Below are 24,521 nucleotides of genomic sequence, written 5' to 3' on the forward strand. Positions count from 1 at the left end.
GGGCAAGCCCGCGATGGGGTCGAAGACCCGATTCAAGCAGCGCTAGAGATATCTTTGGGCAGACGCTGATCAATCACTTGGTACAGCGCACTGCTCTCGGGCCAGTTGCGCATGAACCGCGCCCGATCCCGCGCATACGCGGGGGCAAAGCTGCTGAGCGAACCATGCTGACACATCGAATCCAGATCGATCAGTGCCCAGCGATCCTGCTGCCAGAACAGGTTATGGCCCTTGAAGTCGCCATGGCTGATCCGCTCGCCGATCAGTTCGGCGAACAGGTGATCCAGAGCCCGTAACTCGGCTTCCGGCGCGTCCCCGCTCTCAACGTACGGCGCGAAGCGCTCGATGATGTCCGGCCCCGGCAAATACTCGGTCACCAGGTACGCCCGGCTGCGCAGCCAGAGAAAACGCTTCTCCAGCAACGCCAATGGTTTTGGCGTGGCAATACCGAGGAACGCCAGGCGATTGCCTTCGCGCCATGAGTGCCAGGCGCGGCTCGGGCGCCAGAAACGCTTGAGCCAGTGGGTAAAGCCTTTGATGTTGTAACGCTTGACCACCAGTGTGCGCCCGGCCACCTCGACCTTGCCGACGCTCGCCGCGCCGCCGGTCTTGTACAGATGCCCCTGATCGAGCAAGGCGTCGGCCTGTGCCAGCACCGGCAGCATCGCGGCCTCTTCCTCACGGCGAATCGCCCGTAAGCCGAACGCACCACGCTGGACGCTGAACAGCGTGCATTCGCGGCCGACCTTGATCAGAAAGTCCTTCAAACGCCAGCGACGGACCTTGTCGATCTGTTTTTGCAACGCCTCCATCGGCAACGCGTGTTCGCCGTTACTCAGCAGGTAATACACCAGCAACTCTTCGGTGAAGGGTTCCAGCACTTTGGGCAACTGGGCGAAAAACACCCCGAGGTTTTCCAGGACTTTCTGTTGCGACAGTGGCTTGCCCGCCGTTTCGACGCAGATCCCGGCGCCATCGATCAAATACAACTGACCGCCATGGCGCAGCAGGTTGTCCAGGTGCAGGTCTTCCTGCCACAGGCCTTTGCTGTGCAGTTGGCCGATGGCGCCCAACGCCTCAGCCAGCACCGCGGATTGTTCATCCGCCAATGCGGGCAAGTGTTCGACCTGCTTCCAGGCATCCCCCAGGCTCTCGGCGCCCTCAAGGAAATCGAACAACAGCCAACCGCCCTCGCCATCCTTGAGGCCATCGGCCAATAACAACGGCGTGGTCAGCCCCTGAGCGGCCAGCAAACGCACGCCGTCCAGTTCACGTTGAAAATGCCGCGCCGCTTTGCCACCGACCAACAACTTGGCCAGCACCGGCCGGCCGCGCCAGACGCCAGCACCCACATAACGCTGCCCCGGCAATACCCGCAGCAGACTCAGCAGCTGCAAATCGGCAGGCCCCGCGGCATCGGCCAGTGGAATGCTCAGCGGCAGGCTCGGGCTGCGGCCGGCGTTTTTCAGTTCGGACAAACGCATCAACGCGTCTCCTTGTTACTGCGGCGCGCACTCAGGCGCGATACCCAGCGGTCCACCCGCGAACTGTTCAGCGACTGATCCAGATAAACCGCCAACAATTCGCGCAGCTGGCTGTCGCTCCATTCCGGCGCCCGACGCAGCAACGGCTCCAGGTCCTTGACCCGATCACGCCGGCCGAAAAACAGCGGCCGGGTTTTTTCCAGGTCGATCAATTGCGCCTGATAGCCGTCGCCGGTGGCCTGAAGAAAAATGTGCTTGGGGTAGAAGCAACCGTGGACCTGGCGCCTGCCGTGCAGGCGTCGCGCCAGTTGCCCACAGGCCTTGAGAATGGCCGAGTGCTGTATCGCGCTCAGCTCCGACCAGCGCTGCAACAGCGAATCCAGATCATCCCAACCGTCCAGCGCGTGAGTCAGCAGAATCGCCCGAACTTCACCGTCGACCTTGCGCTCACCAAAAAACGCCGCCTGCAGCGCCGGAATACCCAGCGCCCGATAACGACTTATGTTGCGAAACTCACGGGCAAAACTCGGCTCGCCAAAGGGCGAATGCCGGGAGCGCGTCAGGTAGTTGCTCTGGCGCTTGAGGTAGTAGCCATGACCGTCCAGATCCAGCCGAAACACACTGCTCCAGCCACCCCGGCCGGTGTTGGGCTCGTCCACCGCGTCGAGCTGTTTGGCCCAAAGTGCGTCGAAGGTGCCGAGACCATGACGCTCGAACAGCGCACGGTCTTCAGCAGCCAGAAAATCAGTCATTCGCGTCCCTCAAAAAATCTCACCACGTGCCGAATGCGTTTCTTGTCCGCGGCGTCGAGCCGGGCGCATTGGCGGTATTGCAGGTAAAAGCGCAGGCGCTGGGTAGCCGACAGGTGATACTTGGCGACCTTGTCGAGGCAGGCCAGGTCTTTGGTGATGCGGTATTTGAGCCAGAAGCCACGCCAGAAATCGCCGTTGGGGCAATCGATCAGGAACAGCCGGGCCTCATCGTCGACCAACAGGTTGCGCCACTTCAAATCATTATGAGTGAAACGGTTGTCGTGCATGGTCCGGGTGTAACCGGCCAATTGGCGACTGACGGTATCAACCCAGGCGCGGTCCGCCAGTTTCGGATCACGCCGATTAGCCAGGACCGACAAGTCTTCGGTACGCGGCAGTTCGCGGGTGATCATTGCCCCACGGGCGTACGTCACACCGTGCCGCTCCAACCCCCAGGCCACAACCTCTGCGGTGGGAATGCCCCACTTGGCGAAACGCTTGAGGTTCTGCCACTCGGCCTTTACCCGAGGTTTTCCCAGGTAGCGTCGCAGGCCTTTGCCGGCACTGACGTAGCGTTTGACGTAATAGTTGACGCCTTTGCGCTGGACGCGAATAACTTCAGACAGCGGATCATGGGTCAGTCGCTCGCCCTCAAGGGCAAACACCGCATCAAGACTGCCGAAATCTTCTGCCAGATCGCTGTAAGCCGGCTCCAGTGTCCAACCCGACATCAGAGCGCATCCCCGTAGCGCTGTTTACGCTCGTAGAGCTTGTTGGCCTTGCCTTCGAGCCACGCCAGTAACCCGGCTTCTTCAACCAGTATCTGGCGCAGGGGCTGCTGGAAGTACCCCTTGAGGAAACGCAGTTTGTCGCGACGGGTCAGGCCGATCTCCAGCGCCGAAAAATACAGCGCCGCCAGGTCCTTGTTGCGCCAGCGCCGGGTAATCGTCGGGCGGGCCTGGGCGCGGTGCAGGTCGATCACCGACAACTTGAGGTCATCGCAGGTTACCGGCTTATCGGTGTGCAGCAGGAAGTGGCAGATGTAGCAGTCGCGATGGTTGACCCCGGCGCGGTGCATCATGCCGGTCATGCGCGCGACTTCGGCGATCAGGGCGCGCTTGAGCTTTGGCTCCGGCGGGTGCTTGACCCAGTCGATGCTGAAATCTTCAAGGCTGACGGTGGGCGCCAATTCTTCAGTGACGATGAACGAATGCTGATCCGCCGGGTTGCTGCCCTTTTCGCCATAAGCGACGGCAGTCATGGTCGGCACGCCGACTTCTTGCAGACGCTCAATGGCCTTCCACTCCTGGCCCGCGCCCAGCACCGGCAGCTTGGCGGTCAGCAGGTTCTTGAAAATCTCACCCCAGCCGATGCCCCGGTGGATCTTCACGAAGTACCCGTGGCCGTCCACTTCAGTTCGCAGTGTCCGGCGCGCTTCGAGCTCGCGGTACACCTCGCCCTTGAGGCCCTCGACTTCGGCGAACGGGTCGCGTCCGGCCCAGAGGCTCTTGAACGGTTCAGCCAGCATCAACTTCATTAAGCGTGCTCCGCCAGAATCACATCGGCCGCGTGCTGCGGCATGCTGTAGAGGTCGGCCGTCTCGGCGAAGGCCAGACCGTTGCGGCTCCAAGCCGCCCGTGCATCAGTGTCGTTCAACATGCCGGTCAGGTACTGAGTCAGTTGCGCCTGATCGAAGGGTTCGTCCAGCACCAGACCCGCGTCGGCCTCGGCGATGTAATGGGCATACCCACACACCGCGCTCACCAACACCGGCAAACCGGCTACCAGGGCTTCAAGCAATACCGTCCCGGTGTTTTCGTTGTACGCCGGGTGGATCAGCAGATCGGCACCGAGCAGGAAGCGCGGGATATCGCTGCGGCCCTTGAGGAATTGCACGTTGTCGCCGAGCCCCAATGTGGCGCTCTGCAATTGGAATACTTTGGGGTCGTCCTGGCCAATTACAAACAGCCGGGTGCGTTTTTTCAGCTCGGCGGGCAGCGCGGCCAGTGCCTTGAGGCTACGGTCCACGCCTTTGGTCTTGAACCCGGAACCGATCTGCACCAGCAGCAGCTCATCGTCCTTCAGGTTGAATTCGGCGCGGAACCCGGCGCGAATTTCATCCGCGTTCGCGGGGCGACGACGGTCTTGGGCAATGCCCGGTGGCAGCAAATGGAAGCGCTCCAGCGGTGTGTCGTAGTGCTTGATGAACAGCGGCTGCTGGACTTCGGAAATCATCAGCACTTCGGTCTTGGCATCTTTGGCGAACACCGCGCGTTCGTACTCAGCGAAGTGCCGGTAGCGGCCCCAGCGACGGTACAGCGAGTTGCGCAGGTTTTGCGCCTTGTCTTCGAAGCAGCCGTCGGCGGCGTAGTAAACGTCCAGGCCCGGCATTTTATTGAAACCAATCAGGCGATCCACCGGGCGCTTGGCCAGATCGGCCTCCATCCATTCGGTGAGTTTCTCGTTGCGCCGATGATTGAAGAACGCCTTGACCGGCGCCACCAACACTTCGAAGCCCGGCGGGATGTCACCTTCCCAGATCAACGTATAGACACGAATTTGATGGCCGCGCTGCTGGCATTCAAGGGCGATGCGCATGAAGTCGCGCTGCAAGCCGCCAAACGGAAAGTACTTGTACAGGACAAATGCCAATTGCATCAGCGCAGCTCCTCAGCCAGTAACAACGTGCTCAGTCGGCTCGCGACACGCTCGGGATTCAGACGCGTGAAGCACAGGGGCCACTCGCGCTTCAGGTCAAACCGACGGGCATCGTCGGCCGTCGGTTGATAGGTGCATTTCTTTTGCAGGCACGGTGCGCAAGGGAAGTCGCTGGCCATGTGAATCTGCGATTTGCCGTAGGCGCCGGTCAGGCCCGGATTGGTCGGGCCGAACAGCGACAGGGTCGGCACGTCCAGCGCCGCAGCCAGGTGACCGAGGCCGGTGTCCACCGCCACGCAGGCTTGCGCACCGGCCAGAACTTTGCCGACACCCGCCAGGTTCAGCCTGGGCAGTACTTCGACGTGTTTCATGTCTTTGGCAATGCGCTCGGCGCGGGCCTTTTCGACCGGGTTGCCCCACGGCAGCTTCACCGCCACGCCGAGATACCCCACCCGCTCGGCCAGCTCGCGCCAATAGGCTTCGGGCCAGTGTTTGGTGTCCCAGGTGGTGCCGTGGAGAAACACCACGTACGGATTCTTGCGCGGCAACTCCACCAGCCGCTCGACGTTCAGGCCGTAATCACCCAGGCCTTTGGGCAGGTCGTAACCCAGGGCCAACGCGAACAGCTGACGCACTCGTTCAACCGCGTGCTGCCCACGGGCCACGGCCAGACGTCGGGAATAGAAGCGCGCGGCGATCGGTTCACGGGCCGAGTTCTTGTCCAGCCCGGCCACCGGTGCTTTGGCATAGCGCGTCAACAATGCACTTTTCAGCAGGCCCTGGGCATCGATCACCAAGTCGTATTTCGTCGCGCGGACGCTTTGCTTGAAGCGCTTCCACTCGCCACTCTTGAGGGTCTGCCAGATGTTCTTGCGCCAGCGACGAATCGCCACCGGAATCACCTTGCCCACGGCCGGGTGCCAGGTCGGAATCTCGGCGAAACCTTCTTCCACCACCCAGTCGAACTTGATGCCGGGGATCGCCCGCGCCGCATCGGTCAACGCTGGCAACGCGTGAATCACATCGCCCAGCGAAGAAGTCTTGATCAACAGTACCCGCAAACTATTTGACCTCGACCACAGTGCCCAGCAACCGCTGCAAGGCTTCGTTCACCGCTTTGGGCATGAGCTGGCGCAAGCAGTTGTAATGACCGAAACGACAGGTGCGATCGAAGCACGGACTGCATTCGATGCCCAGGCGCACGATCTCGACATGCTCGGCCAGCGGTGGCGTGAAACCCGGCGACGTCGAGCCGTACACGGCCACCAACGGGCGGTTCAGCGCGGCAGCCACGTGCATCAGGCCCGAGTCGTTGGAGACCACCGCGTCGGCGCAGGACAGCAGATCGATGGCCTCGGCCAAGGAAGTGCCGCCACTGAGGTTTACCGACTCTTCACGCAGCCCCGGAATCAACCGCCCACGAATGTCTTCGCCCACCGCGTGATCGTTTTTCGAGCCGAACAGCCAGACTTGCCAGCCTTCACGAATCTTCGCCTCGGCGACCTTGGCATAGTGCTCGGACGGCCAGCGCTTGGACTCGCCGAATTCGGCGCCAGGGCACAGCGCCAACACTGGACGGTCAAGGGCCAGGCCGAACTTGGCCAGTGCGCCGTCGCGAGTCACCGGATCGATCTGCAAGCTCGGCCGTGGATAAGGTTTCGGCAGCTCGATGCCAGGCTCAAAGGCCAGGGCCATGAAGCGCTCGATCATCAACGGATAACGCTCTTTGTCGAGCGTGCGCACATCATTGAGCAGGCCGTAGCGGAACTCGCCACGCCAGCCGGTGCGTTTCGGGATGCCGGCAAAAAACGGCACCAGGGCCGATTTCAGCGAATTGGGCAGCAGGATGGCCTGGTCGTACTGACCGGCCAGGGATTTACCGATGCGCCGACGCGTCGCCAGTTCCAGCACGCCGTGGCCGAGCGGGAAGCTCAAGGCCTGGCGTACTTCGGGCATGCGCTCGAGGATCGGCCGGCTCCACTCGGGGGCCAGCACGTCGATTTCGCACTGCGGGTGGCGTTGTTTGAGACACTGAAAAAGTGTCTGCGCCATCACCATGTCACCGACCCAACTGGGCCCAACGATCAGAATTTTCATGTGGTTTCCAAAAACGAACCGGGGAGGCATACGCCTCCCCGCCTCGAGAATCCAGCACCTGCGGGGTGAGCCGCCAGGTCATTTGGACGAGCCTGTATAGGCTCGTCAGATCAATTTTTGCACATCCAGTGCGTGCAGCTTAGCCAGTAAATCTCTTGGGCTGACTTGTTAATGAGGCGAGGGGGCTTGCCCCCGCTGGAGTGCGGAGCACTCCCAAAATCTTCAACCACTTACACATATTATCGAGTGTAACGCTTTGCGACTGCTGCGCAGTCGAACGGGGGCAAGCCCCCTCGCCACAGCAAGCCCCCTCACCACAAAAGCCTGCCACACTCATGTCAGCTTAACCCCAGCTCACGCCAGATCCGCATGACCTGCCGTCGCTCATCCGCGAACTGGTCGCCCGGTATCACACCGGCATCCTTCTGCAAGGCCTCGCGGTGAGCGGCGGAGCGGTAGGCTTTATAAGCCTCACGCAACAGGCTGGCGTCTTCGGCGGGTATCAACCCTTCCTCCTCCAGCCCTTCCAGAATGCGGATATTGTCGGTGTAGCGCAGCAATGACGGATGTGTTTCAGACCACGCCAGAGCCGCGTATTGCACCATAAATTCAATATCGACGATACCTCCAGCGTCCTGCTTGAGATCGAACGGCGCCGTGGCCTCGAAGGCATTTGCCGCCGTGCCTGCCGCAGTGCTCTTGCTGCCGAGGTTATCGCGCATCTTGGCGCGCATCTCGCTGACCTCCTGGCGCAAGGTCGACAGGTCCCGCGATTTGGCCAATACCGTCGCGCGAACCTTCTCGAACGCCTGGCCGACATCCTGACTACCCACCAGCACCCGCGCCCGCACCAGCGCCTGGTGCTCCCAGGTCCAGGCCTCGTTTTCCTGATACCGGGCAAACGCGCCCAATGAACTCACCAGCAAACCGGAAGCACCGGACGGCCGCAGGCGCATGTCCACTTCATATAGCTGACCGGAGTTGGTCTGAGCCGTCAGCAAGTGAATGATCCGCTGCCCGAGCCGGGTAAAGAACTGCGCGCCGTCGATGGGTTTCGGGCCGTCGGTTTCCGCTTGCGGATCCGCGTCATGGATGAACACCAGGTCCAGGTCCGAACTGTGCCCCAATTCCAGGCCGCCGACTTTCCCGTAACCGACAATGATGAATCCAGGGTCGCACACGCTGCCATCGGTGCGCAGCGGTGTACCGTACTTGGCCACCGTCTGGCGCCAGGCCAGGGCCAGCACTTGTTCGAGGATCGCTTCGGCAAGCCAGGTCAGGTAATCGCTGACTTTCATCAACGGCAGGCTACCGGCAATTTCCGAAGCAGCGACACGCAAGCGGTGCGCCAGTTTGAAATGCCGCAGGGCTTCCATTTGTTGTTCGAGGTCGTCTTCGGGAATCCGCGTCAGACGCTCGCGCAACTCGGCCGCCAGCTCCGGCGCCAGCGGCGGCTTGAACAGCCGGCCTTCGTTGAGCAATTCGTCGAGCAGCAACGGGAAGCGCGTGATCTGTTCGGCAATCCACGGGCTCGCCGCGCACAGTGTCAGCAGACGGCGCAGCGCACCGGGGTTTTCGGTCAGCAGCACCAGATAGGCGGAACGCCGCGCCACCGCTTCAACCAGTGGCAGCACGCGCTCCAGCACCAGATCGGGATTGGCGTGCTCCACGGCCTGGGCCAGCAAGCGCGGTATAAAAGCATCGAGGCGTTCCCGCCCCAGGCGCTGCATGGCACGCAATTGCGGACTGCTGCGCAGACTGGCCAATGCTTTCAGCGCCTTGGCGGCATCGGCGAAACCGCCCTCTTCGAGCTGGCGGCACGCGGCTTCTTCGTCCTGGGCTTCTTCCCACAGCGGCAGCCATTCCCCGCCGACCACCACTTCGCTCTCGGTGCCCTGCTCTTCATCGGGATCGGCAATCACCTGACCAAAGTGCCAGGCCACCCGGCCACGCCAGTACATCAGTTGTTCGTGGAATGCCGTCCAGTTGGCAAACCCGAGCATGAAGGCAATGCGCGCCTGATCCTGCGGGCCGTCCGGCAACATCTGGGTCTGGCGGTCGGCAATCGCCTGAATCGCGTGCTCGGTGTAACGCAGGAATTCGTAGCCTTGGCGCAGTTCGCTGACCACCGCCGGCGGCAGATAGCCCTGCCCCTCCAGGGTGCTCAGTACTTTTAATAGAGGACGCTGCTGCAGGCTCAGGTCGCGACCACCGTGAATCAGCTGGAAGGCCTGGGCGATAAACTCGACTTCACGGATGCCGCCGGAGCCAAGCTTGATGTTGTCGGCCATACCCTTGCGCCGGACTTCCTGCTGGATCAACTGCTTCATGGTGCGCAGCGCTTCGATGGCCGAGAAGTCCAGGTAACGCCGGTAAACGAACGGCCGCAGCATCTCGAGCAACTGGGCGCCAGCCACTTGATCGCCAGCCACCACCCGCGCCTTGATCATCGCGTAGCGTTCCCAGTCACGGCCCTGATCCTGGTAATACTGTTCCAGCGCATTGAAGCTCAGCACCAGAGCGCCGGACGAACCATAAGGCCGCAGGCGCATGTCGACGCGGAACACGAAACCGTCGACAGTCATCGGGTCCAGCGCCTTGATCAGACGCTGGCCGAGGCGAATGAAAAACTCCTGGTTATCCAGCGAACGTTTCACGCCGACTGTTTCGCCGCCCTCGGGGTAGGCAAAGATCAGATCGATGTCCGACGACAGGTTCAGCTCCACCGCGCCGAGCTTGCCCATGCCGAGGATGACCATCTGCTGCGGCTCGCCGCTGCGCCGCCCGGTGGGCACACCGAACTGCTGGCAATGCCGCGAGTACAACCACTGATAGGCCTGATCGATGCTGGCATCGGCCATGTCCGAGAGGTCGCGACAGGTCTGCACCAGATCGGCCTGGCGAGTCAGGTCGCGCCAGATGATCCGCACCTGGTGACGATTACGCTGGCGGCGCAGGGCACGGCCTAGCTGGTCGTCGGTTTCGGCGGCGCTCACCGCCGTGGCGATCTGTGCGCACAACTCGCCCGGCGCCAAGGCACGGTCCAGTTCGCCGGACTGCACCAGTTCCAGCAACATCAAAGGGTCACGCAGACTCTGTTCAATCACAAAATCGCTGGCAGCGGCGACGCGGGCAAATTGCGCCCAGCGCTCAGGCGTCCAGGCAGACAGGCCATGGTCATCGGGAAGGACCCCGACCGTCGTACGAAACGACTGCTCGGCGCGGGTGACTAACGGCAGGAGCCCATCGGGCAGTTCGGCAAGCGAAGGGAGGCTCATGGTCTATCCTTGATCGGCGTGTGAAGGGCTGCATGTAGTGATTCGTGAAAACACGCTACGCGACTGAGTGTCGAACAAAGGTTAGAAATAGCTGAAATTTCTTTATTTTTGGCAGCGATCATCAAGCTTCCACCTTTTTCGATTGGCAAAAGACCAACCTTAACGATTATTCTCACAACGCAGCCGGAGGCCACAAGCCAATCATCTGTAGTTTTACTACTCGTCTATACATTCGAAAGGCTGAAATGCCCGAAGATTTGTAGTAAAACTACACGCCGCCGGAACAACCTATCGGCAATCCAAGAATTTATATCGTCTGCCCACAAGGCCAGTCGCAAACTCAGGCAACCGATTCTGGAAGCCTTTCCGCCCTGGAGCAAGCCATGCAAGACCTCGATCCCGTCGAAACCCAGGAATGGCTGGACGCCCTGGAATCGGTTCTCGACAAAGAAGGCGAAGACCGTGCTCACTATCTGATGACCCGTATGGGCGAACTCGCAACCCGTAGCGGTTCGCAATTGCCTTACGCCATCACCACGCCATACCGCAACACCATTCCCGTTACCCACGAAGCACGCATGCCTGGCGACCTGTTCATGGAACGCCGCATTCGCTCGCTGGTACGCTGGAACGCGATGGCCATGGTGATGCGCACGAACCTGAAAGATTCTGACCTGGGCGGTCACATCTCCAGCTTCGCCTCCAGCGCGACCCTGTACGACATCGGCTTCAACTATTTCTTCCAGGCCCCGACCGACGAACACGGCGGCGACCTGATCTACTTCCAGGGCCACACCTCGCCAGGCGTTTACGCCCGTGCGTTCATGGAAGGCCGCATCACCGAAGACCAGATGAACAACTTCCGCCAGGAAGTCGACGGTCAGGGCCTGTCGTCCTACCCTCACCCTTGGCTGATGCCTGACTTCTGGCAGTTCCCGACCGTATCCATGGGTCTGGGCCCGATCCAGGCGATCTACCAGGCACGCTTCATGAAGTACCTGGAACACCGTGGTTTCATCCAGCCAGGCAAACAGAAAGTCTGGTGCTTCCTGGGCGACGGCGAGTGCGACGAACCGGAATCCCTGGGTGCGATCTCCCTGGCCGGCCGCGAAAAGCTGGACAACCTGATCTTCGTCATCAACTGCAACCTGCAGCGCCTCGACGGCCCGGTTCGCGGCAACGGCAAGATCATCCAGGAACTCGAAGGCGTGTTCCGCGGTGCTCAGTGGAACGTGACCAAAGTCATCTGGGGCCGCTTCTGGGACCCACTGCTGGCCAAGGACGTCGACGGCATCCTGCAACGCCGCATGGACGAAGTCATCGACGGCGAGTACCAGAACTACAAAGCCAAAGACGGCGCGTTCGTGCGTGAACACTTCTTCAACTCGCCAGAACTCAAGGCGATGGTTGCCGATCTGTCCGACGACGAGATCTGGAAGCTCAACCGTGGCGGTCACGACCCGTACAAGGTCTACGCGGCATACCACGAAGCGGTCAACCACAAGGAACAACCGACTGTCATCCTGGCCAAGACCATCAAAGGTTATGGCACCGGTGCTGGCGAAGCGAAAAACACTGCGCACAACACCAAGAAAGTCGATGTCGACAGCCTGAAGTTGTTCCGCGATCGTTTCGACATTCCGGTCAAGGACGAAGAGTTGGAGAACCTGCCGTTCTTCAAACCGGAAGAAGGCAGCGCCGAAGCCCGCTACCTGGCCGAACGCCGTACCGCACTGGGCGGTTTCGTTCCTCAGCGTCGCGCCAAAAGCTTCAACATCCCTACCCCTCCACTGGACACCCTCAAGGCGATCCTGGACGGCTCGGGCGACCGTGAAATTTCCACCACCATGGCCTTCGTGCGGATCCTCGCGCAACTGGTCAAAGACAAGGAAATCGGCCCGCGCATCGTACCGATCATCCCGGACGAAGCCCGTACCTTTGGTATGGAAGGCATGTTCCGTCAGTTGGGCATCTACTCCTCCGTCGGCCAGCTCTACGAGCCAGTCGATAAAGACCAGGTGATGTTCTACAAGGAAGACCAGAAGGGCCAGATCCTCGAAGAAGGCATCAACGAAGCGGGCGCCATGAGCTCCTTCATCGCTGCCGGTACTTCGTACTCCAGCCACAACCAGCCGATGCTGCCGTTCTACATCTTCTACTCGATGTTCGGCTTCCAGCGTATTGGCGACCTGGCCTGGGCCGCTGGCGACAGCCGTACCCGTGGTTTCCTGATCGGCGGCACCGCCGGCCGTACCACCCTGAACGGTGAAGGCCTGCAACACGAAGACGGTCACAGCCACCTGCTGGCCGCGACCATCCCGAACTGCCGCACCTACGATCCAACCTACGGCTACGAGCTGGCGGTGATCATTCAGGACGGCATGAAGAAGATGACCGAAGAGCAACAGGACGTCTTCTACTACATCACCGTAATGAACGAGTCCTACCAGCAGCCAGCCATGCCGGCCGGTGCCGAAGAAGGCATCAAGAAAGGCATGTACCTGCTCGAGGAAGACACCCGCGAAGCGGCGCACCACGTTCAGCTGATGGGCTCCGGCACCATCCTGCGTGAAGTCCGTGAAGCGGCGAAGATCCTGCGTGAAGAGTTCAACGTCGGCGCCGACGTATGGAGCGTTACCAGCTTCAACGAACTGCGTCGCGATGGCCTGGCCGTTGAACGCACTAACCGTCTGCACCCTGGCCAGAAGCCTAAGCTGAGCTACGTCGAAGAGTGCCTGAACGGCCGTAAAGGTCCGGTCATTGCCTCTACCGACTACATGAAGCTGTTCGCTGAACAAATTCGTCAGTGGGTCCCGTCCAAGGAATTCAAAGTCCTGGGCACCGATGGTTTCGGCCGCAGTGACAGCCGCAAGAAGCTGCGTCACTTCTTCGAAGTAGACCGTCATTTCGTGGTGTTGGCAGCCCTGGAAGCCTTGGCTGACCGTGGTGACATCGAACCTAAAGTGGTGGCTGAAGCCATCGCCAAGTTCGGCATCAACCCGGAAAAACGCAACCCACTGGACTGCTGAGGAGACACTCTGTGAGCGAACTCATTCGCGTACCTGACATCGGCAGCGGTGAAGGTGAAGTAATTGAACTGTTTGTGAAGGTCGGCGACCGTATCGAAGCCGATCAGAGCATCCTGACGCTGGAATCGGACAAGGCGAGCATGGAAGTGCCTGCGCCTAAGGCCGGCATTATCAAGAGCCTGAAAGTGAAGCTGGGCGATCGCCTGAAAGAAGGCGACGAACTGCTGGAACTGGAAGTCGAAGGTGCCGTTGCGCCAGCCCCTGCGGCTGCTGCGCCAGCTGCCAAAGCTGAAGCCAAACCGGCTGCCGCACCTGCGCCGGCGGCGCCTGCTGCCGCGCCGACTGCTGCCAGCATCCAGCAAGTGCACGTGCCGGACATCGGTTCGTCGGGCAAGGCCCAGATCATCGAGATCCAGGTCAAGGTCGGCGACACCGTCGAGGCTGATCAGTCGCTGATCACCCTGGAATCCGACAAGGCCAGCATGGAAATCCCTTCGCCCGCCGCTGGCGTGGTCAAGGCCATCAGCGTCAAGCTCAACGACGAAGTCGGCACGGGCGATCTGATTCTGGATCTGGAAGTGGCGGGTGCTGCGGCCCCTGCTGCTGCCGCTCCTGCCCAGGCTGCTGCGCCTGCTGCCGCTGCTCCGGCGCCAGCCGCCGCGGCTCCGGCTGCACCGGTTGCCGACAGCGTTCAGGACATTCACGTCCCGGACATCGGTTCGGCTGGCAAGGCCAAGATCATCGAAGTACTGGTCAAGGCTGGCGACACTGTTGCCGCCGACCAGTCGCTGATCACCCTGGAATCCGACAAGGCGAGCATGGAAATCCCATCGCCTGCCGCTGGCGTGGTGGAAAGCATTTCCATCAAGCTGGATGACGAAGTCGGTACCGGCGACCTGATCCTGAAGCTGAAAGTCAAAGGCGCGGCACCTGCTGCAGCCCCGGCTCCGGCTGCCGCTGCTGCGCCGAGTGCTCCAGCGCCTGCCGCTGCTGCTCCGGCTGCCGCCGCTCCTGCTGCTGCCCCGGCTGCTGCTCCTGCCAAGCCTGGCGCGAAAGTTCACGCCGGCCCTGCCGTGCGTCAACTGGCCCGCGAGTTTGGCGTCGAGCTGAGCGCTGTCGGCGCCAGCGGTCCGCACGGTCGCATCCTGAAGGAAGACGTTCAGGTTTACGTCAAGGCCATGATGCAGAAGGCCAAGGAAGCTCCGGCCGCTGCAGCTGGTGCAACCGGCGGCGCGGGCATCCCGCCGATTCCGGTCGTGGACTTCAGCCGCTTCGGCGAAATCGAAGAAGTGCCGATGACACGCCTGATGCAGGTCGGCGCTGCCAACCTGCACCGCAGCTGGTTGAACGTGCCGCACGTGACGCAATTCGACTCGGCGGATATCACCGAGCTGGAAGCGTTCCGTAACGCCCAGAAAGCCGTTGCAGAGAAGGCCGGCGTCAAGCTGACCATCCTGCCGCTGCTGCTCAAGTCCTGCGCGCACCTGCTCAAGGAACTGCCGGATTTCAACAGCTCGCTGGCACCAAGCGGCAAAGCGATCATCCGCAAGAAATACGTAAACATCGGTTTCGCCGTCGACACCCCGGATGGCCTGCTGGTACCGGTCATCAAGAACGTCGACCAGAAGAGCCTCCTGCAACTGGCCGCCGAAGCTGCTTCCCTGGCTGAGAAAGCCCGGACCAAGAAGCTTTCGTCGGACGAGATGCAAGGCGCCTGCTTCACCATTTCCAGCCTCGGCCACATTGGCGGCACCGGCTTCACGCCGATCGTCAACGCGCCGGAAGTGGCGATCCTCGGTGTTTCCAAGGCAACCATCCAGCCAGTCTGGGACGGCAAAGCCTTCCAGCCGAAACTGATGCTGCCGCTGTCGCTGTCCTACGATCACCGTGTGATCAACGGCGCCGCTGCTGCACGCTTCACCAAGCGTCTGAGCGACCTGCTGGCGGACATCCGCACCATCCTGCTGTAACACCGACTGGCCCTCCCCTGGCGGAGGGCCAATCGCGTTCCACGTTTTCCGAGCGCCACGCTCGTACCTCAACCCCGTCGATTTGGCGGGGCTTTTTTTGCCCTGAAGAAAGCCCTCCGCGTTTCAGCATCCTATGTAGCAGCTGTCGAGCCCCAGCGAGGCTGCGTTCGGCTGCGTAGCAGTCGTGAATCCGGCTGACGCGGTGAGCCTGATGCACTGCAAGTTCTGGTTTGACGACTGCTACGCAGCCTCGCAAGCTCGACAGCTGCTACGGGATTGCCCCTCTTCGTGCCTTATTCCTACATCTAAGGCTTACGCCACCTACAACCCCAGTCCACTTCTGCCCGATATTTTTCTCCAGCCAATAACTAGGCTTAGTTCGGGGACTTCTAATAGAAACCTCGATAACTTAATCTGCTTAGTTAGCATTACTTCGAATGGATTCGAACATGTTCAAACCAACTGTTGGCCCAATTATCGGCCACACCACAACTAACCATGCCCGTATTTTTTTGCGCGGTGAATTACAGGACAATGCCTTGGTATTTGCAGGCATCCGTTATCGACGCACCGGTGAGCCATACTGGTCAAAAGGCGTATTTGCAAAACTGTCCGTCTTGCGCGACATGTCCGATGTCATTGCACTCAATGATCTGGCCACCGACACCGACTATGAATACCAGGCAGGCTGGTTCAGCCCCATGAACCCGGTGCATACCGTAGAGACGGTTCAGGAACTGCCGCTGCAATGGCCGCGGGAGATTTACCGCTTTCGCACGCAGTCCAGCAAAACCAGCCAGCCACGGGCCTATGTCGTCGGCTCGTGTCGTTACCTGCGAATGACCGCCGGCATTGCGTCGGCCCCACAGTTGGGCGACCGGACTTTTGCCTCGATCAACAGCCTGGCGGACAGCGCCGAACCGCCCATCAGCGCCATGCTGATGACTGGCGATCAGATTTACGTCGACGACTTGAACCTCGTGGCCCCCGACCGGGAATACAAGGACATTCTCAAAAAATACCGCACAGCCTTTTCCCAGCCTCATATTTCCAAGTTAATGTCAGGCATGCCGACTTACATGATCCTCGACGACCATGAAATAGAAGACAACTGGCCCGCCAACAAAAGTAACGCCGATGATTACTTATACAAAAATGCCATTGCAGCATATGAGTTATATCAAGCCAGTCACAGCCCCACGCATGAATTGCTGGCCAATGGGCAAGTAAGCAAAAGACTGGAACAGTATTGGTATCAGTTCTCCGAGGGTGATATCGGGTGGTTTATCACCGACAGCCGAACGCGACGCAATCTGTCGGCCAACGACCGGCGTATCCTTGACGAAGAACAGGAACAAGCGCTGCTCAAATGGCTGATCAATAGCCCGGCCCGGGTCAAATTCGTGGTCACCAGCGTCATGTTCTATCCCGACCGTAAACTTCACGGCGATGACGCCTGGAAAGCCTTCCCGGAGCAACGCCTACGGCTGCTGGAGACGATTCGTACACGCGGTATCAAGAATGTCTTGTTCATTTCCGGCGATGTCCACGGCTCCCTCACCAGTCGCCTGACCCACAGCGAGGCCCCGGATTTTGAAGTTCATACCATCGTGTCCTCACCGCTGTGCAACAGCAAACTGCTGCCGTACGCCAAGGTGTCGACCTTCATTCTCGATCAAGCCCTGGCCCGAACGCCCAAGGGAGATTATCGGCATGAACTGACCAGCGAGGTGATCAGCCAGGACAATTTTGCCCATCTGGTCGTCGAGGCCGAACAGGTTCGCGTCAATTATCACGATCGGGATGGCAAGCCATTGCAGTCGATCAGCATCAAATTGCGTTGACCCTTGAAAAAGATCGCAGCCTTATTGGAGCTGCCGAAGGCTGCGATCTCTTGATTCACAACATTACTTTCGGCGCCTCGTTGAAGAATTCTCCACGTCTGCCGACATATTCTTATAGCACTTGGCCTTCATGTCTCTTGTCAGTCGGTGTCGCAATGATGCAACCTTGCCGCAGGCAACAGTAAAGAGGGCGAGAGCCCGGCGCGATCAGCATATTCGAAGCGAGTTTCCTTCAATGAAAAGCCAACCCGATGCCGCCAGCCGTATGGTGGCCGAGGTAGTGACGCAGTTGCCTGTGCCCTCGCGGCTCGGCATGCTGCGTTTCGAACGGCTGAATGAACCAAGCTGGGCGCTGCTGTTTCTCGATCCCAATTGCGAACGACAGTTCGGCCTGCCGGCGGTGGAGCTTTGTGCTCTGGTCGGCTCGCCCTACGCCAGCCTGATGGAGCCCGAAGCGCGCTATCAACTGCATGACACGATCCAGCAGCAACTCACCGAAAGCCCGCATTACCTGATCCGCTACACCTTGCACACCGCCGCCGGCGTTCTGAGCCTGCTGGAACTGGGCGAAACCTACAAACAACACAATCGGCACCTGCTGCGCGGCTACCTGATGGTGGTGGACGGCCTGTTCGACGGCGAACCCTTGCTGCCAGCGCTGGATCTGGAAACCCAGAACTCACGCCTGCAAATCGCCCTGGAACTCAATCAACGTGCCCAGCAGGAACAACTGCAGCACCTGGACCGAGTGCGCGCCCAGCAAGACCTGATCCTGCTGCTGACCCGCCAGCGCTATAGCACCAACAATTCCCTGCAAGAAGCCGCCGAACTGATCACCCGCAGCGCCTGCGACATCTATGAAATCGACTGCGCCAGCCTGTGGAACCTCGATGGCTCGCTACTGACACCGATCTCGGCCTATCACCGCGCCACCCGGGGTCGCCAACTGCCAGAGCCGATCGACGCCAGTGGTTTTCCCGATTACCTCGACGCCTTGCACACCGGCCGCGCCATCGACGCCCACAACGCCATGCGTGACCCACGCACCCGGGAAATCGCCGAGCACCTGCGCCCGCGCGACGTCAACGCCATGCTCGACGCCAGCATCCGCGTCGATGGCCAGGTGGTCGGCGTGCTCTGCCTGGAACAGATCGGGGCGACCCGCGCCTGGCAGTCGGACGAAATCGCCTTTGCCGGCGAACTGGCGGATCAATTCGCCCAAGTCATCAACAACCACAACCGCCGCACCGCCACCAGCGCCCTGCACCTGTTCCAGCGTGCAGTGGAGCAAAGCGCCAACGCCTTTCTGCTGGTCAATTGCGACGGCGTAGTGGAGTACGTCAACCCAAGCTTCACCGCGATTACCCAGTACACCACCGAGGAAGTCCACGGCCAGCGGCTGTCGGAACTGCCAGCGCTGGAAAACCTCAGCGAACTGCTGTTCGACGCTCCGTCGGCGCTGGCCAAGAGCAACAGCTGGCAGGGCGAGTTCAAGAGCCGGCGTAAAAACCTCGAACCCTACTGGGGCCAGTTGTCGATTTCCAAGGTCTACGGCGACAACCGTGAGCTGACGCACTACATCGGCATCTACGAAGACATCACCCAGACCAAGCTCGCCCAGCAACGCATCGAGCGCCTGGCTTACACCGATAACCTGACCAACCTCGGCAACCGCCCGGCGTTCATCCGCAACCTCGATGAGCGCTTCGCCCGAGACAGCGATACACCCATCAGCCTGCTGCTGGTGGACATCGACAACTTCAAACGGATCAACGACAGCCTCGGCCACCAGACCGGCGACAAACTGCTGATCAGCCTGGCCCGACGCCTGCGCAACAGCCTGAGTTCGAGCGGCAGTCTGGCGCGTTTTGCCAGTAACGAATTCGCGGTACTGCTGGACGACACTGACCTCTCGGCGGGCCAGCAGGTTGCCAATCAATTGCTGGCAACCCTCGACAAACCGATGTTCGTCGACAACCAGTTGATCAGCGTCACCGGCTCCGTGGGCCTGGCCTGCGCGCCGCTGCACGGTCGCGACCCACAGACGCTGATGCGCAACGCCGGCCTGGCGCTGCACAAGGCCAAGGCCAACGGTAAACACCAGGTGCAGGTGTTCACCGAAGCACTGAATGCCGAGGCCAGCTACAAACTGTTCGTCGAAAACAACCTGCGCCGCGCCCTGACCCAGAACGAGCTGGACGTGTTCTACCAGCCCAAGCTGTGCCTGCGCAGCGGTCGCTTGCTGGGCATGGAAGCGCTGTTGCGCTGGAACCATCCGGAAAAAGGCATGATCCGCCCGGACCAGTTCATCAGCGTGGCCGAAGAAACCGGACTGATCATCCCGATCGGCAAATGGATCGCCCGCCAGGCCTGCCGCATGAGCAAAGACCTGACCGCCGCCGGCCTGGGCAACCTGCAAGTGGCGATCAACCTGTCGCCCAAGCAGTTCTCCGACCCGGACCTGGTGGCGTCCATCGCCAACATCCTCAAGGAAGAAGCGCTGCCGGCGAACCTGCTGGAGCTGGAGCTGACCGAAGGCCTGCTGCTGGAAGCCACCGAAGACACGCACTTGCAGCTCGATCAGCTCAAGCGTCTGGGCCTGACCCTGGCGATGGACGACTTCGGCACCGGTTACTCGTCGCTCAGCTACTTGAAAAAATTCCCGATCGACATCATCAAGATCGATCGAAGCTTCATCCACGAAATCCCGGACAACCAGGACGACATGGAAATCACCTCCGCCGTGATCGCCATGGCCCACAACCTGAAACTCAAGGTCGTGGCTGAAGGCATCGAGACTGCCGAGCAACTGGCCTTCCTGCGCCGCCACCGCTGCGACGTCGGCCAGGGCTACCTGTTCGACCGACCGATCCCGGGCTCCGAGCTGATCGAAAAGCTCAAACGCTACCCGCGCGGCCCAATCGCCTGACAGCGACGTAACACTCGGGCAAACTGGCAGTCTGTATTTACATCTCAACCTGACTGAGAGGACTGATCATGGTTCTGCGCTCGGAAATTCTGGTGAACAAAAACGTGCTCCCGACTAAAGAACAAGCTCTGCCTGGCCGCGAAACCCCGATCAAGGTTCCGGAGAAACACTTCGTCAACGGCAACCCGCTGCTGGGTCCGTTTCCGGGCAACGTAGAATTCGCAATCTTCGGCCTGGGTTGCTTCTGGGGCGCGGAACGCAAATTCTGGCAGCGCGAAGGCGTGTTCAGCACCTCGGTCGGTTACGCCGGCGGCTTCACGCCGAACCCGACCTACGAAGAAGTCTGCTCGGGCCTGACCGGGCACACCGAAGTGGTGCTCGTGGTGTATGAGCCGGAAAAAGTCAGCTATGAACAGCTGCTGAAAATGTTCTGGGAACTGCACAACCCGACCCAGGGCATGCGCCAGGGCAACGACATCGGCACCCAGTACCGCTCGGTGATCTACTGCACCAAACCGGAACAACTGGAAGCGGCGAAGAACAGCGCGAAAGTGTTCCAGGCGGAACTGACCAAGGCTGGCAAAGGCATCATTACCACTGAAATCGACGAAGCCCCGACGTTCTACTACGCCGAGGCGTATCACCAGCAGTACCTGGCCAAGAATCCTGAGGGGTATTGCGGGATTGGCGGTACTGGCGTGACGTGCCCGATCTAAATTTCGGCCCCTGAAAAGCATCGCGGGCAAGCCTCGCTCCTACGGTCACACCGACCTGCAGGAGCGAGGCTTGCCCGCGAAGGCGTCCGATTAGACGCCACACATGCAACTGATCAGCTCTCGGCGATCAACCAATCCATCTGCCAACCACCCTGGGTCTGCCCCAACTTCTTGGACAACCACGGCAGCAACTCACGCAACTCTTCCTCCAGCCCCCACGGCGGATTGGCAATCGCCAACCCCGAACCGTTCAAGCTGTTCGGCGTATCCAGCGGATGCACCAGCAACTCCACCCGCAGCAACTTAGGCGCACCCGTTCCGGCCAGATCCTGATAGAAGCGCCGCAACGCCCGCTGATCCTTCACCGGATACCAGATCGCCGCCACCGTTTGGCGCATCCGGCCAATCGCCTCTTTCAACGACGCCGCACAACGCTGCATCTCATCGAGCTGCTCAAATGGCGGATCGATCAACATCACCGCCCGCTTCTCCGGCACCGGCAGCAACGCACGCGGCACATGCCAGCCTTCACCCAGGTGAACCTTCACCCGACGATCGCCCTTCATGTTGTCCTTGAGCAACACACCGTCTTCCGGGTGCTTCTCGTTCAGCAACACGCGATCCTGAGGCCGGGTCAAACGCCGCGCCAACTCCGGCGACCCCGGGTAATAGCGCAACTGGCCATCCGGGTTCATCTCGTGCAACACCTTCATGTAATCGGCGGTCAGCGCCGGCAAATCCGGCTGATCCCACAACCGCGCGATGCCTTCCAGGTACTCACCGGTACGGCTGGCCTGATCGCCCTGAAGGTCATACAGACCAATGCCGGCGTGAGTGTCGAGATAGGCAAACGGCTGCTCCTTGCGCGACATCAAGGCGATGAGGCGGGTCAAAGTCAGGTGTTTGAACACATCGGCGTGATTGCCGGCATGGAAGGCGTGACGATAATTCATGGCTGCTCCTGCGAAGGCCGGGAAGTTTACCTTGTACGGGGCAGAACGTCAGGGGTTCGCGGCTGAGCGGGCAAGTACAACCCCAATACCGCGCCAATCCATAAACCCTGTGGCGAGGGGGCTTGCCCCCGTTGGGCTGCAAAGCAGCCCCAAAATATCCAGACCACCCCATAACCTGTGGCGAGGGAGCTTGCTCCCGCTCGACTGCGAAGCAGTCGCCAAACCAAGCCACTCGGTACAGCTGACAAAACGGGATTGCAGGTTTTGGGACTGCTACGCAGCCCAACGGGAGCAAGCTCCCTCGCCACAAAAGCCACTCGACGTTATTCCGAAGGCCGAGCCCGCAACCGCCGCCCCACCACATCCAGCACATCGCAGCCATCGCGCAATGAAATGGCACAGAGCAAAGCAAAATCACTAAGGATGAAGGATTCACACTCGACCGAACCGCGCATGGACATGTTTTCCAGCACCTGAGTGACCGCGCGAATTCGATAGCTGGCAGTGTCGGTCAAGATATCCAGCGGCGCGTGGGTATCGACGAATAGCGTGGGCATGTCGGTGCAGTTGCCGGTTAGGGCCATGAAACGGTTGGCGGGATGGGGGATTGGTTTTTCGTAGGGTGGATCGGGTGTAAGTGTTTTCATTTGAATTGCTCCAAGGAAGAAATGGAGCTGCCTTAGGCCTTCCTACAGGCTAGGGTGGCAGCTATGCACGGGGTAGGAATATCGAGACCCTTAGAGCAAAACTCGACCACGCCGAAGCGTGCCCGCGCATAGCCGCCGCAACTGATCATACGGACGCACGTTAACGGCCGCAAACCAAGCATCGACGCCAATATAGCTCTAACGGTTTCGAAGGGTTCCTACACCCCGCCACTGAATTTTCAGTGACCACCAAAGACTATCGATGGAAATCATTTCGCACCAGTTCATGGAAACCGATACGAGTTGAAGGAAACTTCCGACGACCTTGCCCAGAAATTCCGCCAAAAGCATGACAGATTATCAACCCAATAACGTTCGCCTAAGATTTATATCAACAAGACCCAACATTAGAGCTTTACAATTTCAGCTTGATATCGCAACAAACACTCCAAAAGAACCTGCATAAATTTCCGCCGATCCTCAACCTCATCATCAAAGTAAGTAGTTATCTTATCGAAGATCGAATCAAAGCTCTCACCAACTCCCAAATAATAAGTTAACGTATCGATATACCACTCGCGATCACTAGCACTATAGGAAACGAACTCAGGCCTCATAAGTATGTCGAACAGCTCAGCGAGCTCCCCCTCATTATTAACATCCTTAGATACTATGACCTCTTCTCTTTCATCGCTATCAACATTGTCGATATCAAATAGAAAAAGCAGGCCGCGCAAAATTGAAAGCTTTGGGGGACGCTTCATTTTCAAAAATCCGCATAAGTAGTTATTGGAGCACCAGCTCCATTCAATATGGCAACCGCATCTGTTTGCTCCCCATACTCCAATCCGTCCCGCTTGTATCCTTCACCAATTTTCTTACCCATATTCATTGGCTCCTTAGATGCCGCGTGACCATTTCGCCTGAATATTAGCTGAGCACGATGAATAGCGTTCAACTGATCTCTATAGCTAATAAAACGTGTTGCGGCACTAGGGATTTTGGGCTGACCAGCCTTCCTTCCGCGTGTGTACCTTTCAATAACGCCAGTTGTGGGGTTCCTTCCCGTCATCACCCGCTGACGTTGAGACTCCAAGCTGGTCTGCTTGCCATGCTTCTCTAGAAAATGAGCACCTTCTGTGGCCTGTTCCATCTCATATAAACGCCGATAAGCATTCGACTCCGCCAGCTCATCAATCCGCGCCCTCCGCTGATCACCTGTCAGCTTCGGCAGCGGCGGCTCACCTTCATCAACCTTAGCGCCAGTCGTATCATCCGGCGCCCCACACCCTGGCTTATTCGGTGGCGGACAATTCCCGCTTAACCCCAACGGATCAACCCAGCCCGTCGGGTTCGGCGTGTACTGATACTGGTTCAGCCCACCCGCCAGCTTGATCGGATCCGGCGTCAGATACCGACCAACCTCCGGATCATAGTACCGATGCCGGTTGTAGTGCAGACCACTCTCGGCATCAAAGTACTGCCCCTGAAAACGCAGCGGCTGGTCGAGCTGCTCGCCTCCACCGAATGCCAGGTGCGTGACTTTGCCGTAGGCGTTGTACTTCGCCGACCAGACAATCTCGCCACCAAAATCCGTCAGTTCCTGCGGCGTGCCGAGGTGGTCGAGTTGGTAGTAGAACGGGCAGGCCTTTTTCGGGCCTTTGCCGTCGAGCATGGCCAACGGGCGGAAGCTGCCCGGCTCGTAGACGTAGCTGCGGTAGTGCTCTTTGCTGCTTTCAGCGACCACTTGGTCGCCCTGCCAGAAGAACTCGGTGGTGTTGCCGTCGACGGTTTTGGCGATGCGACGGCCAAAAGCGTCGTAGCGATAACTCGCGCAACTTCCATCCGGCAATGTGACGCCGACCAGCCGATGCTGGCAGTCGTAGCGGTATTCGGTGACCAGTTTCTGCCCGGTGCCGCGGCGTTCGCGGATCAGGTTGCCGAAGGCGTCGTAGTCGTAATGGCGGTCGCCTTGCATCAACAGGCGATTGCCTTTGACGGTCGCCGGGCCAGGACGATCCTGCATCAGCAAGTTGCCGGCCGGATCGTGGGCGAAGGTTTCCGGTGGATCGTCGCGGGTGTGGCGGACGCGGGTCAGGCGGTTGAGTGCGTCGTAGTAGTAGCTGCGCTGGCCGTGACGGCTGTCGGCGATGGTCGCCAGGTT

General features: G+C 59.8%; 17 protein-coding genes. 5 read left to right on the forward strand and 12 right to left on the reverse strand.

The window, feature by feature from the left end:
• Nucleotides 1–32: 32 nt before the first annotated feature.
• The 8 genes from AF70_RS28555 to glnE form a co-directional block, all read right to left on the reverse strand.
• Nucleotides 33–1,484 (reverse strand): lipopolysaccharide kinase InaA family protein, encoded by a 1,452-nt coding sequence (locus AF70_RS28555; RefSeq protein WP_019582164.1) that lies wholly within the window; start codon nt 1,482–1,484, stop codon nt 33–35.
• Nucleotides 1,484–2,236: a lipopolysaccharide kinase InaA family protein gene (locus AF70_RS28560; RefSeq protein WP_028940177.1), complete on the reverse strand. Its 753-nt coding sequence runs from the start codon at nt 2,234–2,236 to the stop codon at nt 1,484–1,486. The genes AF70_RS28555 and AF70_RS28560 overlap by 1 nt, the downstream gene beginning before the upstream one ends.
• Nucleotides 2,233–2,967 (reverse strand): lipopolysaccharide kinase InaA family protein, encoded by a 735-nt coding sequence (locus AF70_RS28565; protein ID WP_019582162.1) that lies wholly within the window; start codon nt 2,965–2,967, stop codon nt 2,233–2,235. Before AF70_RS28565 ends, AF70_RS28560 begins: the two co-directional genes overlap by 4 nt.
• Entirely contained in the window at nt 2,967–3,773 is an 807-nt protein-coding gene (gene rfaP / locus AF70_RS28570; RefSeq protein ID WP_019582161.1) for a lipopolysaccharide core heptose(I) kinase RfaP, read from the reverse strand. Before rfaP ends, AF70_RS28565 begins: the two co-directional genes overlap by 1 nt.
• Complete coding sequence (locus AF70_RS28575) at nt 3,773–4,894, reverse strand: glycosyltransferase family 4 protein (protein WP_018928558.1); 1,122 nt, start codon at nt 4,892–4,894, stop codon at nt 3,773–3,775. The genes rfaP and AF70_RS28575 overlap by 1 nt, the downstream gene beginning before the upstream one ends.
• Nucleotides 4,894–5,955, reverse strand: coding sequence for a lipopolysaccharide heptosyltransferase I (gene waaC, locus AF70_RS28580; RefSeq protein ID WP_019582160.1), 1,062 nt, complete (start codon nt 5,953–5,955; stop codon nt 4,894–4,896). Before waaC ends, AF70_RS28575 begins: the two co-directional genes overlap by 1 nt.
• Nucleotide 5,956: 1 nt before the next feature.
• Complete coding sequence (gene waaF, locus AF70_RS28585) at nt 5,957–6,991, reverse strand: lipopolysaccharide heptosyltransferase II (protein ID WP_018928560.1); 1,035 nt, start codon at nt 6,989–6,991, stop codon at nt 5,957–5,959.
• Between the two features lie 338 nt (nt 6,992–7,329).
• The gene (gene glnE, locus AF70_RS28590; RefSeq protein ID WP_028940178.1) at nt 7,330–10,269 is read right to left on the reverse strand and encodes a bifunctional [glutamate--ammonia ligase]-adenylyl-L-tyrosine phosphorylase/[glutamate--ammonia-ligase] adenylyltransferase; all 2,940 of its coding nucleotides are present in this window, start codon (nt 10,267–10,269) and stop codon (nt 7,330–7,332) included.
• A 383-nt stretch (nt 10,270–10,652) separates the two neighbouring features.
• Here glnE and aceE point away from each other — a divergent pair, with 383 nt between their 5' ends.
• The 5 genes from aceE to msrA all read left to right on the forward strand — a co-directional run bounded on the left by aceE (nt 10,653) and on the right by msrA (nt 20,757).
• Nucleotides 10,653–13,298 carry a pyruvate dehydrogenase (acetyl-transferring), homodimeric type gene (gene aceE / locus AF70_RS28595; protein WP_019582157.1) on the forward strand — a complete coding sequence of 882 codons (2,646 nt, stop codon included), beginning with the start codon at nt 10,653–10,655 and terminating at the stop codon, nt 13,296–13,298.
• Nucleotides 13,299–13,309: 11 nt separating this feature from the next.
• On the forward strand, nt 13,310–15,268 hold the full coding sequence (gene aceF, locus AF70_RS28600) for a dihydrolipoyllysine-residue acetyltransferase (protein WP_028940179.1): 1,959 nt from the start codon (nt 13,310–13,312) through the stop codon (nt 15,266–15,268).
• 449 nt (nt 15,269–15,717) lie between these two features.
• Nucleotides 15,718–17,112, forward strand: coding sequence for an alkaline phosphatase D family protein (locus AF70_RS28605; RefSeq protein ID WP_028940180.1), 1,395 nt, complete (start codon nt 15,718–15,720; stop codon nt 17,110–17,112).
• Between the two features lie 235 nt (nt 17,113–17,347).
• Nucleotides 17,348–20,041 (forward strand): bifunctional diguanylate cyclase/phosphodiesterase, encoded by a 2,694-nt coding sequence (locus AF70_RS28610; protein WP_028940181.1) that lies wholly within the window; start codon nt 17,348–17,350, stop codon nt 20,039–20,041.
• Between the two features lie 68 nt (nt 20,042–20,109).
• Entirely contained in the window at nt 20,110–20,757 is a 648-nt protein-coding gene (msrA, locus tag AF70_RS28615) for a peptide-methionine (S)-S-oxide reductase MsrA (protein ID WP_018928566.1), read from the forward strand.
• 113 nt (nt 20,758–20,870) lie between these two features.
• On the opposite strand, the gene AF70_RS28620 is transcribed toward msrA, so the two are convergent.
• The 4 genes from AF70_RS28620 to AF70_RS28635 all read right to left on the reverse strand — a co-directional run.
• A complete protein-coding gene (locus tag AF70_RS28620; RefSeq protein WP_018928567.1) occupies nt 20,871–21,710 on the reverse strand; it encodes a 23S rRNA (adenine(2030)-N(6))-methyltransferase RlmJ in 840 nt (279 codons plus the stop codon).
• 323 nt (nt 21,711–22,033) lie between these two features.
• Nucleotides 22,034–22,357 (reverse strand): hypothetical protein, encoded by a 324-nt coding sequence (locus AF70_RS28625; protein WP_018928568.1) that lies wholly within the window; start codon nt 22,355–22,357, stop codon nt 22,034–22,036.
• A 407-nt stretch (nt 22,358–22,764) separates the two neighbouring features.
• Entirely contained in the window at nt 22,765–23,121 is a 357-nt protein-coding gene (locus tag AF70_RS28630) for a hypothetical protein (RefSeq protein ID WP_028940182.1), read from the reverse strand.
• A 2-nt stretch (nt 23,122–23,123) separates the two neighbouring features.
• Nucleotides 23,124–24,521: RHS repeat domain-containing protein (locus AF70_RS28635; protein WP_178119837.1), on the reverse strand; the 1,398-nt coding region annotated here is incomplete at its 5' end.

Origin of the sequence: Pseudomonas sp. KD5 (assembly GCF_012932895.1) — a bacterium.
Classification (GTDB): Bacteria; Pseudomonadota; Gammaproteobacteria; order Pseudomonadales; family Pseudomonadaceae; genus Aquipseudomonas.

What these genes read in the sequence shown, in the direction of transcription:
- AF70_RS28620 (WP_018928567.1), bottom strand. Translation starts at nt 21,710, where the DNA reads ATGAATTATCGTCACGCCTTCCATGCCGGCAATCACGCCGATGTGTTC.
- AF70_RS28565 (WP_019582162.1), bottom strand. Translation starts at nt 2,967, where the DNA reads ATGTCGGGTTGGACACTGGAGCCGGCTTACAGCGATCTGGCAGAAGAT.
- AF70_RS28555 (WP_019582164.1), bottom strand. Translation starts at nt 1,484, where the DNA reads ATGCGTTTGTCCGAACTGAAAAACGCCGGCCGCAGCCCGAGCCTGCCG.
- AF70_RS28630 (WP_028940182.1), bottom strand. Translation starts at nt 23,121, where the DNA reads ATGAAGCGTCCCCCAAAGCTTTCAATTTTGCGCGGCCTGCTTTTTCTA.
- msrA (WP_018928566.1), top strand. Translation starts at nt 20,110, where the DNA reads ATGGTTCTGCGCTCGGAAATTCTGGTGAACAAAAACGTGCTCCCGACT.
- AF70_RS28605 (WP_028940180.1), top strand. Translation starts at nt 15,718, where the DNA reads ATGTTCAAACCAACTGTTGGCCCAATTATCGGCCACACCACAACTAAC.
- AF70_RS28625 (WP_018928568.1), bottom strand. Translation starts at nt 22,357, where the DNA reads ATGAAAACACTTACACCCGATCCACCCTACGAAAAACCAATCCCCCAT.
- AF70_RS28575 (WP_018928558.1), bottom strand. Translation starts at nt 4,894, where the DNA reads ATGCAATTGGCATTTGTCCTGTACAAGTACTTTCCGTTTGGCGGCTTG.
- waaF (WP_018928560.1), bottom strand. Translation starts at nt 6,991, where the DNA reads ATGAAAATTCTGATCGTTGGGCCCAGTTGGGTCGGTGACATGGTGATG.
- AF70_RS28560 (WP_028940177.1), bottom strand. Translation starts at nt 2,236, where the DNA reads ATGACTGATTTTCTGGCTGCTGAAGACCGTGCGCTGTTCGAGCGTCAT.
- aceE (WP_019582157.1), top strand. Translation starts at nt 10,653, where the DNA reads ATGCAAGACCTCGATCCCGTCGAAACCCAGGAATGGCTGGACGCCCTG.
- rfaP (WP_019582161.1), bottom strand. Translation starts at nt 3,773, where the DNA reads ATGAAGTTGATGCTGGCTGAACCGTTCAAGAGCCTCTGGGCCGGACGC.
- glnE (WP_028940178.1), bottom strand. Translation starts at nt 10,269, where the DNA reads ATGAGCCTCCCTTCGCTTGCCGAACTGCCCGATGGGCTCCTGCCGTTA.
- AF70_RS28610 (WP_028940181.1), top strand. Translation starts at nt 17,348, where the DNA reads ATGAAAAGCCAACCCGATGCCGCCAGCCGTATGGTGGCCGAGGTAGTG.